Source organism: Corynebacterium parakroppenstedtii (assembly GCF_019754935.1).
Taxonomy (GTDB): Bacteria; Actinomycetota; Actinomycetes; order Mycobacteriales; family Mycobacteriaceae; genus Corynebacterium; species Corynebacterium parakroppenstedtii.
The window spans coordinates 352,147-369,272 of sequence record NZ_JAGSOA010000001.1 but is presented as its reverse complement, the minus strand read 5'-3'; the positions used below and the strand labels follow the sequence as shown (position 1 = coordinate 369,272).

The following is a 17,126-nucleotide window of genomic DNA, read 5'->3' as shown; positions in this document are numbered from 1 at the left end:
GCGGAGGAACGTCGGCGGGTCGGAGCCTAGAGAACGTTGAACGCTGCTAGGTTTCGTACCATGCAGCGCGTGAGGCTTCGTCGGTACGGGCATGGCGGAAAGAAGATCCTGGCAGTGGCTTCGGTCACCGTTTTAGCGACGTTGAGCGCGTGTACACCAAAACCAGCTGGAGCGCGCGAAGCGGCAACTGACTTCGCCAAGCAGCTCAGCGCGATGGCCTCGTCGCAAGATAAAAACGGCGATGCCAATGACGATGAGCCTATTGACCACGCCGACAAAGCGGCCGATGCAACAGACAATAAGTCGGCAGCAGAGGCAAGCATCACGGACTCGTGGAAGGGACTGCAGGCGCAAAACCTTAAAGTTAGCCTGAAAGATTTTTCCTCGTCCGGTGATGTGTCCGTAGCCACCTACCATTACGACTGGACCTTGCCGAAGGATCGTTCGCTCTCATACGACGCCAAGGCCACGTTCGCTAAGACGAATCAGGCGTGGAAAGTGCGGTGGAAGCCAGCGGTCATTCATCCCGATCTGGGCTCCGACCAGCATTTAGAGCTTCGATCGCTCCAGGCGGATCGGGCACCCGTTATCGGGTCGGACGGCCAGGTCTTGCTCGAACCGGGAACCCAATTCCGCGTGCTTCTCAATAAGCATGACTCGGCGACCATCAATCATGTTGCATCCATCCTCAACGACGGCCATGCGGGGGACGCAGGGGTTCCGACGATTGACGCCTCCGCCGTCCACCAATCCGTGAAAAACGTCAACGGAGATTACTCCGTCGCGATGGTGCCTTCACGTGCGCACGACGTCGTTGATGCACTCAAAGGGGTCGATGGAGTCACTCTCAACGAGGAACCGGCTCTGGTCCGCCCTGACCCGAACTTCGCGCCTGACATTCTGAGCAGGGTGTCGTCGATAGTGAATGACGAACTCGATGGGAAAAATGGGTGGCAGGTGGCCTCTGTGAACCCCAATGGGGCTGTCATTAAGAGCCTGGAAGAGCAGCAACCAACTCCTGCTCAGTCGGTGAAGATCAGTTTGAGCAAGAAGGTGCAGGACGCTGCCCAAAAAGCAGTGGACACCCGTGCAGATACCGAAGCGATGATGGTCGTGATTCGCCCGTCGACGGGTGAGGTCCTGGCTGTTGCTCAGACAGCTAATGCCGATAAAAAGGGCGATCTGGCGCTGACGGGGTTGTTCCCTCCCGGATCGACGTTCAAGATGGTGACGGCAACGGCGGGGATGCAGCACGGGTTGGTCACTCCCGATTCCACCGTGCCGTGCCCGGGCACCATGGAAATCGGAAGCCGCGTTGTACACAATTACAACGACTTCAGTTTGGGCAATGTCTCCTTGACCAAAGCGTTCGCTCAATCGTGCAACACCACCTTTGCGGACGTGTCTAGCAAGCTGAAGCCGGGGGAGCTGAAATCTACTGCCCAGCAGTTCGGCATCGGGCAGGACTACAAGATTGACGGGTTGGACACGCTGACAGGTCAGGTGCCACAGGCCGATGAACTGGTTGATCGTGTAGAAGGTGGCTTCGGCCAGGGTAAAGACTTGGCTAGCCCGTTCGGTATGGCTCTTGTTGCTGCCACAGCTGCAGCGGGGAAAACTCCGACTCCTACCTTGATCGAATCCCACCAAACGACAGTCAAGAACACCAATGTGCCGACGATTGATCCCCCCACCATCGACAAACTGCGCGGGATGATGCGAGCTGTCGTGACGTCGGGTACGGCTCGTGCTATCGCAGGTGAGGGCGATGTTTTCGGTAAGACCGGTGAAGCTGAAGTCTCCGATGGGTCACACGCGTGGTTCGCTGGATATCGGGGAGACCTCGCCTTCGCCACTCTGATCCCCATGGGCGGCGGGTCGGAACACTCGGTTGCCATCACCCAATCCTTTTTCCAGAACTTGGGTGGCGACGACTAATACGCTGGCCGGCTCGCACCTAAACTGCCGACGACGAGCGCACGCAGTCGGCGTCACTGAGCGCAAGTGGTCGCCCGCATCGGCGTCGTTAATGGACCGCGCTACCATGTGGTCATGATTAACGGTTCAGCAAAGAAATCTCACACATCGGAGTCACAGCGTCACGGCGGTGATCGTGCGCCACTCAAGCCCGGGCATGCCACTCCTATCCGCCATGTCCCGGCCCATATCCCGCGTCCTGAATACGTTAACAGTGGCAAAGAGCCTCAAGAGGGGATTGGGGAACCCCTTGTTCAGACTCCCGAAAACATTGAGCGGATGCGCGAAGTGAGCGTCATCGCGGCAAATGCCTTGCAGAAGGCGGGGGAAGCAGTTCAACCGGGAGTGACGACGGACGAGCTGGATCGGATCGTTCACGATTACTTCATTGAGCACGATGCCTATCCGTCCTGCTTGCATTACCGCGGCTACCCCAAAGCTAGTTGCATCAGCCTCAATGAGATCGTGTGCCATGGGATTCCGGACACCACCGTCGTGAAGGACGGTGACATTGTGAATATCGATGTCACGGCATTCAAAAATGGGGTCCATGGTGACACCAATGCAACGTTCCTGGCTGGGAATGTCTCTGAAGAGCATAAAAAGCTGGTCAAGGTCACAGAAGAAAGCATGTACCGGGCTATCAAAGCGTGTAAGCCGGGCCGGCCTGTGAACATGATTGGCCGTGTGATTGAGTCCTATGCTCGCCGTTTCGGGTACGGAGTAGTGCGTGATTTCACGGGTCACGGCATTGGAACCACATTCCACAATGGACTTGTCATTTTGCATTACGACGCTTCATGGCCGGATGACATCATGGAACCGGGCATGACCTTCACCATCGAACCCATGATCACACAAACGGAGAACCTCGATTACCGCGTGTGGGATGACGATTGGACCGTCCAACTGACGCAACCAGGAAACTGGACTGCACAGTTTGAGCACACCCTCGTCGTGACCGAGGACGGCGTTGAGATTTTGACCCAGCCAGACTTCTCCATCGACGAAGCGTGAGAATCGAACGTGCGTGGTTCGAGTTAAATACCCATGAATGCTGACTATGAAAAGGCCGGGTACAACAAGGCTGATTCTTCGCCTTCCTTAGCCCCGGCACTGTTGGTGACCGGATGTACGTCAGACGCTGGCAAATCGGTTGTCGTTGCTGGCATGTGCCGGTCATTGGCACGTCGGGGTTACCGTGTCGCGCCTTTCAAGGCTCAGAATATGTCGAATAATTCGGCCGTCGTGTTGGCGACTGATTATTCAGTAGGTGCGGGCAACTCAGACAGTGGGGAGGCGGCCTCGTATCCAGCTTCCACTCACGGCGATGGCCGACGTCTCGTCGCTGGGGAAATCGGACGAGCCCAGGCATTGCAGGCTTTCGCTGCCGGGGTGACTCCCAGTGTCGACATGAACCCGGTCCTGCTGAAACCGGAGGCAGACCGTCGAAGCCAACTAGTGCTCCGCGGAGTCGCAACCGGCACCGTCGGCGCACGGGACTACATCGAACACCGCACGCACTTGCGTGAGGTCAGCGCTTACGCGTTGGAGTCGCTCCGCCGCGAATACGATGTGGTCATCTGTGAAGGGGCTGGGTCACCAGCGGAAACCAACCTCCGGCACACCGACATCGCGAACATGGGGTTGGCGGAAGCTGCGGATCTTCCCGTCGTCCTTGTCGGCGATATCGACCGCGGCGGTGTGCTCGCGCACTTTTTTGGCACGTACTTCATTCTCGACCAGGCTGATCGCGACCGATTCCAAGGTTTCATTGTCAACAAGTTCCGCGGTGACGTCGGCCTCCTTCAGCCGGGGTTGGACGAGGTCACGCGCCGAACCGGTGTTCCGACGCTCGGCGTCATCCCATTCATCGACGGTCTCTGGATAGATGCTGAAGACTCATTATCGGGTGCCAGTGGGCGAGTGGGCCCCGGCCTTCCGCCTATCGGGACCAACACCATACGGGTAGCCGCTGTTCGCCTGCCTCGGGTGTCGAACAGCACCGATATCGAGGCCTTGTCGTGCGAGCCTGGCGTTGATGTGGAATGGACCACCTCGCCCGCGGCTATTGCCTCGGCGGATTTAGTGGTCATTCCGGGGTCGAAGTCGACGATCCACGACTTAGAGTGGCTGAAGAAAACAGCTGGCCCGCAGCTTCAGGAACGCTACCGCGCCGGCCGGCCGATCTTGGGAATATGTGGGGGATTCCAGATGCTCTGCCACTCGATTACGGACCCCGTCGAGTCCGGCCACTCCGAACCCGTCGCCGGCTTGAATTTCTTGGACATCGATATCGAGTTTTTCCCCGAAAAAACACTGGCCAATCACGGTACAGCCTTTGAGATCCACCACGGTCGAGTTGTCCGTCAAAACTGCCCAGGGTGGATCGGGCCACTTACCGACGACGGGGACTTAGGCGACCATGCAGGTCTCGACAGTCATGTGAGCGGTGCAGCCCGGGCAGCACGCTACGAAGGAGCACATGATAAAGCCGTGTGGGGCACACACCGGCACGGACAGCTCGAGGTCGATTCTTTCCGACGCCATTTCCTCCGCGATGTTGCCCAGACATGTGGCTTATCCGGATTCGTCCCCGGACACATCAGTTTCCATGACGCTCGCGCTGAACAGGTCGACCGGTTAGCCGACGCCGTGGACGCAGCGTTGGGCGCAGACTGGGCCGAACGATTGGGAATCGTGACGACCTAGCCGGCGTTACTGACGCTATTTCGTGCTTCGTCATCAATATGTCCACATCTGCGTGCGATGAGTGCGATGAATAGAGGTGAAAGAACGGCGACCATGTACACCACGCCGAAGGATCCGCCCGTAGACAGAGGCACAAGGGTGTGAACAAGAGTCGCGGCCGCGACAGACACCGTCATCCCGGTCATGCCTGCTACCTGCAGTGCAGATCCCATAAAGCCGGCCTTATCGGCCGGGGACAAGCTCATCGCTGCCGTGTTAATCCGGGGGTAGCTGTATCCCACACCAAATCCGGTCAATGTCCAAAACGCTGTTATCCACGCCCAATGTGCGCCTGATGCACTGCTGATACCGACACCAGCAGCGCCGATCCCCAAGACCGCAGCAGAGATCCACAACGTCACCGGGAGTGACCGCGGTTTGGCGCTCGACTGCACTTGCGATCCGATAAACCAGGTAATCCCCGTTCCCGTCAGCGCGAGCCCGGTCAGTGTTGGTGGCAATCCGTCACGGCGTGCCAGAAGCAGAGGGATGAGCGCCTCGAGCCCGAAGAAAGCGTCGAAAAGGAATCGCAAAAGAACCATCGACGGCACATCACCCGCAGCGCGGAAAGTGCCGACGGGTACCAGCGGGCGAATCGCGACGGCGGTCACGCCTGTGGCGAGGAGGAAGATCAGAACTCCCCATGCCGCGAAATCACCGGAAATTGAGAGCGGATAGGAAGCTATCGCGATAACGAACGCCGCGATCAGCATCTTCATTGCGTTCCGATGATCGGTCTCACGCGTTAATGGCGTCGTCGCGCGGGGGAGGAGAGGGAACACAATGATCGACGCCACAGCTGAGATGCCGAAAAGCCAATGCCAGCTGAGACTCTCTGTAATAATCCCCGCAACCCCGGGCCCAATGAGTGTGGGTATCACCCAGGCACCCGCTAAGGCCGCGAACATTTTGGTCTGCAGCTGCGAGGGGTAAATGACGGCGATAATCGCATAGATCGCCACCACGATGGCGCCCCCGCCGAGCCCCTGGAGCACGCGCGCGACGAGGAAAATCGGCATCGTCGGGGTGACAACAGCAAGTACCAGGCCTGCCACAAATAAGAGGCCGGACCCTCGCAATGTTCTCATTGCGCCCCGGGAGTCCGCGAGCATTCCGCCAGCAACCATGGCGAAAATTGACGCTGCCGTTGCCACAGTGAACGTTAACGTATAAGCGGTTCCCCCGGGTGCTCCCAGACTTGCGGTGATGGTGGGCATGACGGACATGACTGCCGTCTGGTCAAACGCAGCAATGGTAATGAGCGTTATCAACCCGATCGTGAGAGCACGATATTGGGATGAGAGTAGGCCTTCCTGGGCGTCGGACGTCGACCCCTTGAGAGCAAACCTATTTCCAGCCATAAATTGAGCAGTTACCTCTACACTTCTTCTTTCGCTAATTGACCACCTGTTTATATACGACGATGGGTGGGTAGGGCCACTCGCCCCACTGCGGGACTACAGCGGGGCTGTGCGTGTGGGATTACAGATCCAGCCCAAGGAGGGCATTTTCATTGACCTCCGACAGTGCCGGGTGGATCCAGTATTGTCCCTCGGCCACCTCAGGGACGGTCAGTTTCTGCTCCATCATGGTGATGAATTGGTGGATCAACGTCGTGGCTTGCGGCCCAATGATGTGGGCACCCAGCAACCGTTTGCTCGTCGTATCAGCAATGAGTTTCACGAACCCGGTGGTATCTTCCATCGCCCAGCCATAGGCCACATCGCCATAGTTCTGCGTTTTCACGGCCACGGTCGTGTCATTCTCGTCCGCCCAGTTCCGCGCTTCGTCCTCCGTCATACCGACGGTTGCGATCTGCGGGTGGGTAAACACTCCTGCAGGAACATATGTGTGGTGGAAGGCTTGTTTGCCAGCATCGGGGCCGCTCGTGGATATCTCTCCCATGCCGGCTTGTGCTTCGTCAGGGCTCTTCAACAGCCCCATATCAAGCAAGACATTGTGCTTGACGACCTTCGCCTCGTGATTGGCCACGTGCTTCAGCTGGTACGGCGACGACACATCGCCAAGCGCCCACACACCGGGAGCAGTGGTTTCGCCGTACGCATTGACGACTATTCTTCCTCCATCATCGAGGTCCATGCCGGCTTCAGTGACGTTGAGGAGGTCGCCGTTGGGGGTTCGTCCCATGGCGACGAGAAGCATCTCAGCGCTGACTGTGGTGCCGTCGTCGAGAGTTAGGGTGACTCCGTCGGCGCTTTCTGTCTTTCTTTCCGCCTTGGTGACGGTGCGGCCAAGGTATGTAGTCCAGCGCTCGGACGCGATCTCAGTGAAGCGCTCCGAAAGGTCCGCCTCGAACCGCTTGAGCAAATGAGGCGACCGGTTGATGACGGTCACGTCCACCCCGAGCGCACTGAAGACGTGGGCAAACTCGGCGGCGATAACTCCACCACCAAGGATGATCATTGATGAGGAGAGATCAGGGATCCGGAGGATATCTTCATTCGTGTGGTAGGCCACATCCGAATTCGTAATGACGGATGGGATGAATGGCCGCGAACCTGCCGCCACGATAATACGATCCGCTGTGATCGTGACAGGCTGATCACCTTGTCCGGTTGCCAGGGTCCGTGGTCCGATAAAACGGGCGAACTGGTCGTAGACATCCACTGTCGGGTTCTCATCGCCACGGCGGTATTCTTCGCCACCGCGCGCAATGGGGTCGATACGGCGTTCAAAAATACGACGCACGATGGCGGGCCAATCGACCCCGTCAACGTGGGCATGCACCCCGTACTGTTCGGATTCCCGCGCAGCCTCCGCAATATCGGCCGCATAGACATACATCTTGGTGGGAATACAGCCGACGTTAAGGCATGTCCCCCCGAACGTGCCCTTTTCGACGATGGCTATCCGCTTATCACCGAACTCAGGCCCCGGGATCATATTGCCGGACCCCGTCCCGATAATCATGAGGTCATAGTGCCGCGTCGGTGCTTCGGGGCCATTGTGGACGGGTTGAGGGATAACAGGATTATTGCGCTCAGCCGTCGAGGTTGGAGCCATTGAACGTCCTTTCTATGTCGATAACATGCGAATGATGCCGTCGCTTTATCATGCGCACGTGAGTCTACATTTCGACTAACACCGCAGAGGCGAGTCCTGTTCCCACCGGGCGTCATCGGTGACAGCTTTGGGCTTCCCCCGTTTAAGGGTGCCGGTGATATGTAAATGGTCATTATGTTGGGCTTTTCACGACGGTTATGCCGTGCCTGTCCTCCGCGCCGGGTACTCTCAAACGGTGGGATGGTTCCGCGTTGGGATCGACCCACGATTCATGGTTCTTGACCGTGACGGGTCACCATAGCAATTGGCCGCGGGCCGTTTTGCGCAATATGACAGACCAGAACGAATAACAACTCGCTTCTCTTACCGGCGTCGCGTTGGTTCGCGACGCTTCGAAGGATGATGAAAATCGTGTCAGAATCCACTGATCGCGTAGGAAAAGGAACCGATACCGACGTTGTGCTCATCGGTGCCGGAATTATCAGCTCTACGCTAAGTACTTTGCTTAAAGAGCTTCAACCGGATTGGGATCAGGTGATCCTGGAGCGTCTTGATATTCCGGCGGGGGAGTCGTCGTCACCATGGAATAATGCTGGCACTGGCCACTCGGCGCTATGTGAACTGAACTACACGCAGGAAGTCAATGGCGACATTGACATTACAAAAGCGGTGAGTGTGAACGAGAAGTTCCAGATCTCTCGCCAATTCTGGAGCTACCTCATTGAGGAAAATAAGCTCGGCAATCCGCGTGAGTTCATTAACAAGTGCCCCCACATGTCGTTCGGGCACAGCGGTGAGCAGGTCCGTTTCCTCCGTAAGCGTTTTGATGTTCTCAGCAAGCACCCCTTGTTCCCGGGGATGCATTTCACGGATGACAACGAAAAGTTCGCTGAAAAACTCCCCCTGATGGCGCGCGGCCGTGACTACACGGAACCAGTGGCGATTTCGTGGACCAACGAGGGCACGGATATTAACTTTGGTGCCCTGACTCGCCAATATATTGACTACGTCACCCAGAATGGCGTCGAAATCCGGTATGGCAATGAGGTTCAAAACATTTCTCGAGAGGGCAGTCACTGGAAGGTGACCTCGAAGAACCTTCACACCGGGGACACTTCAGTGATTACAGCAAACTTTGTCTTTGTTGGTGCAGGCGGAATGGCACTGCCGCTCCTGGAGAAAGCCGGTATCCCGGAAATTAAGGGCTACGGTGGTTTCCCTGTGTCCGGTGCCTGGTTGCGTTGCACCAACGAGGACTTGATCAAACAGCACGCTGCGAAGGTGTATGGCAAGGCGTCCGTGGGTGCTCCCCCGATGTCGGTGCCGCACTTGGATACCCGCATTATCGACGGGAAGCGTGGCCTTTTGTTCGGCCCCTACGCTGGCTGGACACCGAAGTTCCTTAAGAAGGGCAGCTTCTTGGATCTACCGAAGTCGCTGCGTCCGGGGAATATCGCGTCGCTGGTCGGCGTCGGCCTTCAGGAATTCGGCCTCACCCGTTACCTCGTGGAAGAGGTGTTGAAGAACCAGACCGCTCGTGTGGAGTCGCTCCGTGAATACATGCCGTCGGCACGTACCGAGGACTGGGAGCTGGTTACCGCTGGTCAGCGTGTTCAGGTCATCAAGCCGATTGGTGCGCCGAAGTTTGGTTCCTTGGAGTTCGGAACCGCGGTGATCTCGAGCAACGACGGTTCCATCGCCGGTTTGATGGGTGCTTCGCCGGGAGCTTCGATCGCTCCGTCGGCTATGATCGAACTGCTGGAGCGGTGCTTCGGCAGCAAGATGATCGAGTGGGCGCCGAAGATCAAGGAAATGGTGCCGTCGTACGGCAAGTTGATGTCGCGTCACACCGATCTGTTCCATGAGCAGTGGGATCGTTCGCAGAAGGCGTTGCAGCTGGAATCCTAAACGGCTATTGAGCACGGCCTGGAATCGGTGAATGTTCGGTTCCGGGCCGTTTTCTCGTGTCTTTCACTTGTCGCATCCTGGTGTTTATTATCAGTGGCGGTAAACCGTTCACGGTAGGAAGCCTCTAGAGTAGGAAGTATGTTGCCTTCGTCACACAGCGTTTCGCTTTTCCCCTTCAGTGCCGTGGTTGGGCAGGACCAACTGAAATTAGCGCTGATTTTGACCGCTATTTCTCCCCGCATCGGCGGTGTCGTTGTTAGAGGCGAAAAAGGCACGGCGAAGACGACGACAGTTCGCGCTTTCTCCCGGATGCTTCCGGACCCGAAGGCGAAGGTTGTTAACCTCCCGTTGGGTGCCACGGAAGACCGTGTGGTGGGCTCTATTGATGTCGAGCGCGTTCTCACTACCGGCCATGCTGAATACCAGCCCGGCCTGCTCAGCGAGGCAAACGGGGGAGTGCTGTACGTCGATGAAATTAACCTGCTGGCGGACCACTTGGTCGATATCATTCTCGACGCCGCAGCAACCGGGTACATCAGCATCGAACGCGACGCGGTCTCTCATACGGAGGACACCGACTTTGTCCTCGTCGGCACGATGAACCCGGAAGAAGGGGAGTTGCGCCCCCAGCTCTTGGACCGGTTTGGTTTGGCTGTCGACGTTTCCGCGCCGCGTGACACGAAGTCGCGGACGGAAGTAATGCGCCGGCGCTTGGCCTTCGATGAGAACCCTGAGGAATTCCTCGAGCAGTGGGCCGATGCCGAGAGGGACATCGCAACGCGCATTGTCGCTGCTAAAGAGCGTGTGACAGGAGTAGAACTCACCGACGTCGTCTTGGGGCGAATCGCATCCATCTGTGCATCTTTTGATGTCGATGGCATGCGCGCAGACCTCGTGATTGCTCGTGCCGCCGCCGCCCATGCTGCCTGGGAAGGCCGGACAACGATCAAGGACTCGGACATTAAAGTCGCGGCCGAGTTGGCGCTCCCGCACCGACGTCGGGACCCCTTCGATTCCCCTGATATCAGCGACGACGAGCTCGACGAAGCGTTGGACCGCGCACGTGACGAGGTCCCCGATGAACCGGATGACGACCCCGCGCCGGACAACACCGAGGACAGTGATGGTGACGTCGATACTAACGATGTCGACGACCTCACCAGCGACGATGGCCACTCGGATGGGACCCCTGACCCCAGCGCTGACCATCCCACACCGCAGCAGAACAAGTCCGATGCAGATAACGATGACAACCGCGGTCCGGCACCGCAGGAAGGAGGCCGCGCCGCCCAGGGCGCGCCCTTTCGTCGCTAGGCTTGTTCAGCTTCAGAAGTTAGGCCAGGTCGAATCCACCGCGCTGGGGCGACGATCGCATGCCATCTCAGCGCACGGCTCAACTATCCGAGCAGTACGAGACGGTCACGGTTTCAACGTCGTGGGGACGGTCCTCGCCGCGGCAGATCGTGGAGCGCGGATCGACAATCACACTCACCGTGTTCCTCTGGAATCGAATGACGTGCGCGGAAGCATTCGTCGTGGATCGGAAGCAAACCTCGTCGTGTTCCTCGTCGATGCCTCGGGGTCGATGGCAGCACGCGACCGTCTCTCAGCTGTGACAGGAGCGATTATGTCGATGCTGACCGACGCTTACCAGCGCCGTGACAAGGTCGCCGTGATCACTATCCATGGGTCAGAAGCGACAGTCGTTCTTCCGCCTACACGGTCGATCACGATCGCTGCTCGTCGTTTAGCCGATGTCAAAATAGGTGGACGTACCCCGTTGGCCGCCGGGCTCGATAAAGCTTATGAGCTAATTACCCGCGAACACTATCGCGAGCCTGGCCGTAGAGCTATCCTCATGTGTCTGTCGGACGGACGCGCAAATGGCAAAGGTGGTCTGGCTGCTGCCGAGGTAGCAGCTCGTCGTATCGCTCGCCGAGGGCTTGTAGGGAGCGTTGTCATCGATTGTGAACGCCCAGGCCGGGTGCGATTAGGTTTAGCATCACGACTAGCAGCGAACCTCCATGCCCCGTGTGTTCGGTTAGATGAGTTGTCGGCCGATAACCTAGGTGGAGTCATCAAGACGTTTAGTTAAAACGTTGCGTTAGAACCTCGAGCCAGAGCGTCGGGGCAAAGCAACCCACTCCGCTCAGCCGTGAATAAGCACGGCGATAATTGGATAGACGCACGCGTGCAGGCAATGACAGTCACTGAGGAGAGAGACGAGAATGCCAAAAGGAAAAGTTGATCCCGCGAACATTCCCAACGACGGATTAACAACACGACAGCGACGGATGCTCCCAGTCACCGCGGTCAACACGGGCGATGGCAAAGGAAAATCCACAGCTGCTTTCGGCATGGCCCTCCGCGCCTGGAACCAAGGGATGAGCATCGGCGTCTTCCAGTTCGTCAAGTCCGCAAAATGGCGGGTCGGCGAGGAAGCCGTCTTCCGGAAACTGGGGGAGCTACACGACGAGACCGGCGTCGGCGGACCCGTCGAATGGCACAAAATGGGCGAAGGATGGTCATGGGCCCGGACCAAGGGAACCGAAGACGACCATGCGCGCAACGCCCTCGATGGATGGCATGAGGTTGCCCGACGGCTCCAAGAGGAAACCCACGATTTCTATGTTCTCGACGAATTCACCTACCCCATGGCATGGGGATGGGTCCCTGTTGAGGAAGTAGCCGAGACGCTCCGGAGCCGCCCCGGCACCCAACACGTCGTCATTACCGGCCGGCGCGCACCACAAGAGATCATTGACGTTGCCGACCTTGTGACCAAGATGGAGAAAATCAAGCACCCCATGGATCAAGGGCGAAAAGGCCAGAAAGGTATCGAGTGGTAGACACCCAAGGTACGGGCGCGCCGGGACTTGTTATTGCCGGTTCAGCCTCGGGGACGGGAAAGACGACGCTTGCCACCGGCCTGATGGCGGCACTGAGCCGACGACACATCGTTGCGCCGTTTAAAGTTGGTCCCGACTACATTGACCCTGGTTATCACGGTGTGGCCACGGGACGACCAGGACGCAACCTCGATTCAGTCATGTGCGGAACCGACCGCATAGCCCCGTTGTATCGTCACGGCTCCTTGGGCGCGGACATTGCCGTGGTGGAAGGCGTGATGGGCCTTTTCGACGGTCGAATCCCGGCCTTGTCCTCGCACCTCGGTACCGAGAATAGTGGCGCCGCCGAGAAAAGTGGCGCTGTGGCTAGCGGTTCAGTAGCCAGTGGTTCCACGGCTGAAGTAGCCCGCCTCGTTGGCCTCCCCGTCGTTCTCGTCGTTGATGTCCGCGGAATGAGCCAGTCGGTCGGGGCCGTCGTGAAAGGTTTTATGACCCTGGATCCGGACGTGACCATCGCTGGCGTGATCTTGAACCGAGTGGGGTCCACCAGACACACGGCTGTTGCGACGAAAGCGGTCGAAGAGCAGGGCGTTCCGGTCATTGGTGCAGTTCCGCGTGCCGTCGATGTCGAGGTGCCCAGCCGGCATTTGGGGCTCATCACGGCATCCGAGTGGAGTGCCGAAGCGCAGGAAGCCGTCAGCCATATGGCGGACATGGTGGAAGACTCCGTTGACCTGGACGCTGTGCGCGACCTGGCCACGCCGCCCGCGCCGGGCCCGGTGTGGAATCCTGCTGAGGAGATCAAGCGGTGCCACACCGGTGCCGGTCCTCGTCGATCAGAGCGCCCATTGATTGCCATGGTTGGTGGGCCAGCATTTAGCTTCTCGTATGCAGAGCATCAGGAACTGCTCGACGCAGCGGGTGCTGATGTCATCGATGTGGATCCACTGGGGGATGAAGACACCGCGTGTGATGCTATCCGGCGGTCCGACGGAATTATCATCCCGGGCGGGTTCCCGGAAGAGCACGTGAATGAGCTGTCCTCGAGGCGATGCTTGGCTGGACTCATCCGTGAATCAGCGGATTGCCATCGCCCTATTCACGCCGAGTGCGCTGGGCTCTTGTGGCTCCTTGAGAGTCTGGAGGGCTATCCCATGTGTGGGGTATTCCCGGCATCGGCGCACATGAATAAGCGGGTGACTCTCGGCTACCGCGAGGCGACCGCAACACAGTCCTCAGCGTTATGGCATCAGGGCGACCAGCTCATTGGTCACGAATTCCACCACACATCCCTCGTTATTGACGACGCTGCTATGGGCGGTTCGAGTGATCCGTCAGAACGTCAGTCTGCGTGGACATGGACGGGATGGGACGGCCGTGATGTCTACGAGGGGTGGGTGCGCAACAACATTCATGCGTCGTATTTGCATACTCATCCTGCCGCTATGCCCAACGCTATCGTCAATTTTGTCGACGCGTGCCGCGGGTTTCACGATCAGGCGTCGCATCATTACGCGTGAGCCGTCGCGTCGTCGATAGTGGCGATAACCTGCGTACACAGCCAACCCATCCACCAGCGTCAGCCCCCAATGAGACCGAGACTAAGCTGAAGGCCATGACCGATTTGCCACCAGTGACTCTCCGACCGCTGCCGTCGGAGACTATCAGCGATATCCGAGGACAGCTTCGTGGAACAGTTGCCTTAGTCGGTGGTGGCCCAGGCGATCCAGGACTGATCTCGTACCGTGGATATCAATATGTGGGGGCCGCGGACGCGATCTTGATCGACCACTTAGCGCCTGATCTGTCGTCAATTATTCCCGCTGATTGCGATGTTATTGATGTGGCCAAGTTGCCATACCGCAAGTCGGTGGCTCAGGAAAAAATTAACTCGATGCTGGTTGAGCGCGCGGAAGCCGGTCAATTTGTCGTTCGCCTGAAGGGCGGGGACCCCTTTATTTTCGGCCGTGGGCTCGAAGAGCAAGAGTACTGCGAAGATCACCATGTCTCAGTCACGGTTGTCCCGGGCATAACAAGCCCCATTGCTGTGCCCGAAACCGCCGGTGTGTCTGTGACTCAACGCGGGGTGACTCATGATTTCACCGTGGTATCGGGCCACGTGCCGCCCGGGCACCCCAAGTCACTCGTGAACTGGGACGCATTAGGCCACATGAGGGGCACAATTTGCATCATCATGGGCGTGAAAAATGGTGGCGCCATTGCCCAAGCGCTGATGGATGCAGGTCGTGATCCTGAAACCCCAGCCTTTGTTACCCAAGAAGGAACGACGTCCAACGAAAAATCGATTGCGACGACGTTGGCCTCGTTAGGACAGGTGCTGGAAAACGTCGATCCGCCGGCGGTGATTGTCATCGGCGACGTCGCGGTACCGCGTCCCCACGCAGAATAGCCCCTCACGCGAACTCGGCTCTCACGCCGCGTGAGCTCTACTGCGGAATGAGCATGGTGACGAGGTCACCTTTCGTCCCTTTCACCGCTCCCGCCTGAATTTCCGTTGCGAACCTCAACTCCTTGTCGATCACACTGGATAAAAGCTCGGCAGCGTCTTCCTGCTTACATTCAGAAGCTTCCGCCAAGTGTCGAGCGACCAGGCCTTTATAAAACTTGTTGAAGTGGGAGACCACTTTCCGCTTTCCAGACGAGTCGATCGTTTCGACGCGAAGTTCTGTCGCGCCGGGCACGGGGCCCAAATTCCGATACGTTCCTGAGCGAAAATCGAATATCGCGTTGGATTGCGCTTCCGTGCTATCGCGCCATTCGACCAGAGTCTGAGTTAAGGCGGGCTTCCACCGCGCCCGCATTGTGGAGTCGTTCAAGGTTACGGTGCCGGATAGCCGGTGATGAGGGATGACGTCGTCGGCAGAAATAACCCCGAATAATGCCGAACCTATAGCTAGACGACGCGTAGCTGCGGCGGGCAAAGGCCCCACAGCGGGGCAGACATGACCGGCTTTCGTGATGGGCTCGCCTCGGCCTGACGGAGCGAGTGCGTCGTAGAGGACACCGGTATAGATCGTTAAAGCGGGGGCGGCCTGGCTGGTTAAAATCTGAGCGTTTGATGCGCGTTCGGAATCAAGGCGCTCAGACAACCCTAATACTTCCCGAGCGCGCGCCCGCCCCTCGTCAGTCTCGATACTGCACAAGGCGATGAGCTCCCGAGCGATCTCCTGGCGCGTCGGATTGAGAGAGGGAAAGCGCAACGTGTCCCAATCCAAAGCTGGGCCATCACCGTGGGAGGATCCACGATCCGCAGTATCGGCTGGGTGAGATTGTGACTCCGATGGCGGAAGGATTATCAGCATGGGGAAAGCCTATCGGGCGATCGTCCCGGTACCACGCTGAGGGGCGTCGGTAGGAATTATTTGCCGCTGATAAATTCTTCGAGTTGCTGTCGAGCAACCTCATCGCGCAGTTGCTTCGGTGGCGACTTCATGAGGTAGGATGCGGCCGAATACACAGGGCCAGATACCCCTCGATCTTTCGCAATTTTTGCCGCGCGAAGAGCGTCGATAATTATTCCGGCCGAGTTAGGTGAGTCCCAAACTTCTAATTTGTATTCAAGATTGAGCGGGACATCGCCGAAAGTTGTTCCCTCCAGCCGCACGTAGGCCCATTTTCGGTCGTCAAGCCAACTAACATAATCCGAAGGCCCGATATGGACATTGCCTTCACCCATATCGTGCTCAAGATTCGACGTCACCGCTCGAGTTTTAGAAATCTTTTTTGATTCAAGCCGGCGGCGCTCCAGCATATTCTTGAAGTCCATATTCCCGCCGACGTTTAATTGCATCGTGCGGTCAAGACGAACTCCGCGATCCTCGAAGAGCTTCGCCATCACACGGTGGCTAATTGTTGCCCCGACTTGTGACTTAATGTCGTCGCCAACAATCGGCACGCCGGCGTCTTCGAATTTCTTGGCCCACTCTGGATCGGACGCTATGAACACGGGGAGTGCATTAACAAACGCAACGCCAGCGTCTAGCGCGCACTGTGCATAATGCTTGTCGGCTTCTTCGGATCCCACGGGCAGATACGACACAAGGACGTCCGCCTCGGTATCGCGGAGCACCTGAGTGACATCAACAGGTTCTTCGGTCGACTCATCAATTGTCTCTTTGTAGTACTGACCTAAACCGTCATACGTAGGGCCGCGCTGAACAGTGACTCCGCTGGGGGGAACGTCGCAAATCTTGATCGTGCAGTTTTCTGACGCATTAATGGCGTCGGAAAGATCAGTGCCAACTTTCTTTGCATCGACGTCAAATGCGGCGACAAATTCAATATCGCCGACGTGATAGTCGCCGAATTTCACGTGCATGAGTCCGGGGACTTTTTCTTCCGGATCGGCGTCTTTGTAATACTCCACCCCTTGAACGAGTGATGAGGCGCAGTTTCCGACTCCAGCAATCGCGACGCGAATGGGCTTTCGTTCAGACATATAGTCTCCTTCCGTTATTTACTGATGTTCGGCACGGTGTGCAGGCACAGCGGACACTTTAATGTCGAAAATGCGTGTATTTTCTCAGCTCAGCTGGTTTGTTAATCGTTGTAGTTGATCGATTAAGAGGGTGTGTCCAGGCGCAAAATGGCGTTAAA

Annotated in this window: 13 protein-coding genes; 9 read left to right on the top strand and 4 right to left on the bottom strand. The window is 57.7% G+C overall.

All coding sequences use genetic code 11. From position 1 onward, the window contains the following. Nucleotides 1-60 precede the first annotated feature (60 nt). The 3 genes from KCQ76_RS01570 (at nucleotide 61) to KCQ76_RS01560 (ending at nucleotide 4,689) form a co-directional block, all read left to right on the top strand. On the top strand, nucleotides 61-1,938 hold the full coding sequence (locus KCQ76_RS01570) for a penicillin-binding transpeptidase domain-containing protein (protein ID WP_046202451.1): 1,878 nt from the start codon (nucleotides 61-63) through the stop codon (nucleotides 1,936-1,938). A gap of 114 nt (nucleotides 1,939-2,052) precedes the next feature. Next, nucleotides 2,053-2,994, top strand: a complete 942-nt coding sequence (gene map, locus KCQ76_RS01565; RefSeq protein ID WP_046202709.1) for a type I methionyl aminopeptidase — start codon at nucleotides 2,053-2,055, stop codon at nucleotides 2,992-2,994. Nucleotides 2,995-3,027: 33 nt separating this feature from the next. Then, nucleotides 3,028-4,689, top strand: coding sequence for a cobyric acid synthase (locus tag KCQ76_RS01560; RefSeq protein WP_231725273.1), 1,662 nt, complete (start codon nucleotides 3,028-3,030; stop codon nucleotides 4,687-4,689). On the opposite strand, the gene KCQ76_RS01555 is transcribed toward KCQ76_RS01560, so the two are convergent. Next, nucleotides 4,686-6,089: an MFS transporter gene (locus KCQ76_RS01555; RefSeq protein ID WP_046202450.1), complete on the bottom strand. Its 1,404-nt coding sequence runs from the start codon at nucleotides 6,087-6,089 to the stop codon at nucleotides 4,686-4,688. The genes KCQ76_RS01560 and KCQ76_RS01555 overlap by 4 nt on opposite strands. Before the next feature lie 121 nt (nucleotides 6,090-6,210). Further along, on the bottom strand, nucleotides 6,211-7,752 hold the full coding sequence (gene mtr / locus KCQ76_RS01550) for a mycothione reductase (protein ID WP_257994324.1): 1,542 nt from the start codon (nucleotides 7,750-7,752) through the stop codon (nucleotides 6,211-6,213). Between the two features lie 411 nt (nucleotides 7,753-8,163). Here mtr and mqo point away from each other — a divergent pair, with 411 nt between their 5' ends. The 6 genes from mqo (at nucleotide 8,164) to cobA (ending at nucleotide 14,919) form a co-directional block, all read left to right on the top strand. Beyond that, complete coding sequence (gene mqo, locus KCQ76_RS01545; RefSeq protein WP_236881396.1) at nucleotides 8,164-9,660, top strand: malate dehydrogenase (quinone); 1,497 nt, start codon at nucleotides 8,164-8,166, stop codon at nucleotides 9,658-9,660. A 138-nt stretch (nucleotides 9,661-9,798) separates the two neighbouring features. Continuing rightward, on the top strand, nucleotides 9,799-10,974 hold the full coding sequence (locus KCQ76_RS01540) for a magnesium chelatase ATPase subunit I (RefSeq protein WP_046202188.1): 1,176 nt from the start codon (nucleotides 9,799-9,801) through the stop codon (nucleotides 10,972-10,974). After that, nucleotides 10,907-11,755 carry a vWA domain-containing protein gene (locus tag KCQ76_RS01535; protein WP_235428814.1) on the top strand — a complete coding sequence of 283 codons (849 nt, stop codon included), beginning with the start codon at nucleotides 10,907-10,909 and terminating at the stop codon, nucleotides 11,753-11,755. The genes KCQ76_RS01540 and KCQ76_RS01535 overlap by 68 nt, the downstream gene beginning before the upstream one ends. Before the next feature lie 133 nt (nucleotides 11,756-11,888). Continuing rightward, nucleotides 11,889-12,509, top strand: a complete 621-nt coding sequence (gene cobO, locus KCQ76_RS01530; RefSeq protein WP_046202189.1) for a cob(I)yrinic acid a,c-diamide adenosyltransferase — start codon at nucleotides 11,889-11,891, stop codon at nucleotides 12,507-12,509. After that, on the top strand, nucleotides 12,503-14,029 hold the full coding sequence (locus KCQ76_RS01525; protein ID WP_046202190.1) for a cobyrinic acid a,c-diamide synthase CobB: 1,527 nt from the start codon (nucleotides 12,503-12,505) through the stop codon (nucleotides 14,027-14,029). The genes cobO and KCQ76_RS01525 overlap by 7 nt, the downstream gene beginning before the upstream one ends. A 95-nt stretch (nucleotides 14,030-14,124) precedes the next feature. Further along, complete coding sequence (cobA, locus tag KCQ76_RS01520) at nucleotides 14,125-14,919, top strand: uroporphyrinogen-III C-methyltransferase (protein WP_052723045.1); 795 nt, start codon at nucleotides 14,125-14,127, stop codon at nucleotides 14,917-14,919. 37 nt (nucleotides 14,920-14,956) lie between these two features. On the opposite strand, the gene yaaA is transcribed toward cobA, so the two are convergent. Both yaaA and KCQ76_RS01510 read right to left on the bottom strand, forming a co-directional pair. Then, the gene (yaaA, locus tag KCQ76_RS01515; protein WP_046202191.1) at nucleotides 14,957-15,832 is read right to left on the bottom strand and encodes a peroxide stress protein YaaA; all 876 of its coding nucleotides are present in this window, start codon (nucleotides 15,830-15,832) and stop codon (nucleotides 14,957-14,959) included. Nucleotides 15,833-15,888: 56 nt separating this feature from the next. Further along, the gene (locus KCQ76_RS01510; RefSeq protein ID WP_046202192.1) at nucleotides 15,889-16,968 is read right to left on the bottom strand and encodes an inositol-3-phosphate synthase; all 1,080 of its coding nucleotides are present in this window, start codon (nucleotides 16,966-16,968) and stop codon (nucleotides 15,889-15,891) included. Nucleotides 16,969-17,126 lie beyond the last annotated feature (158 nt).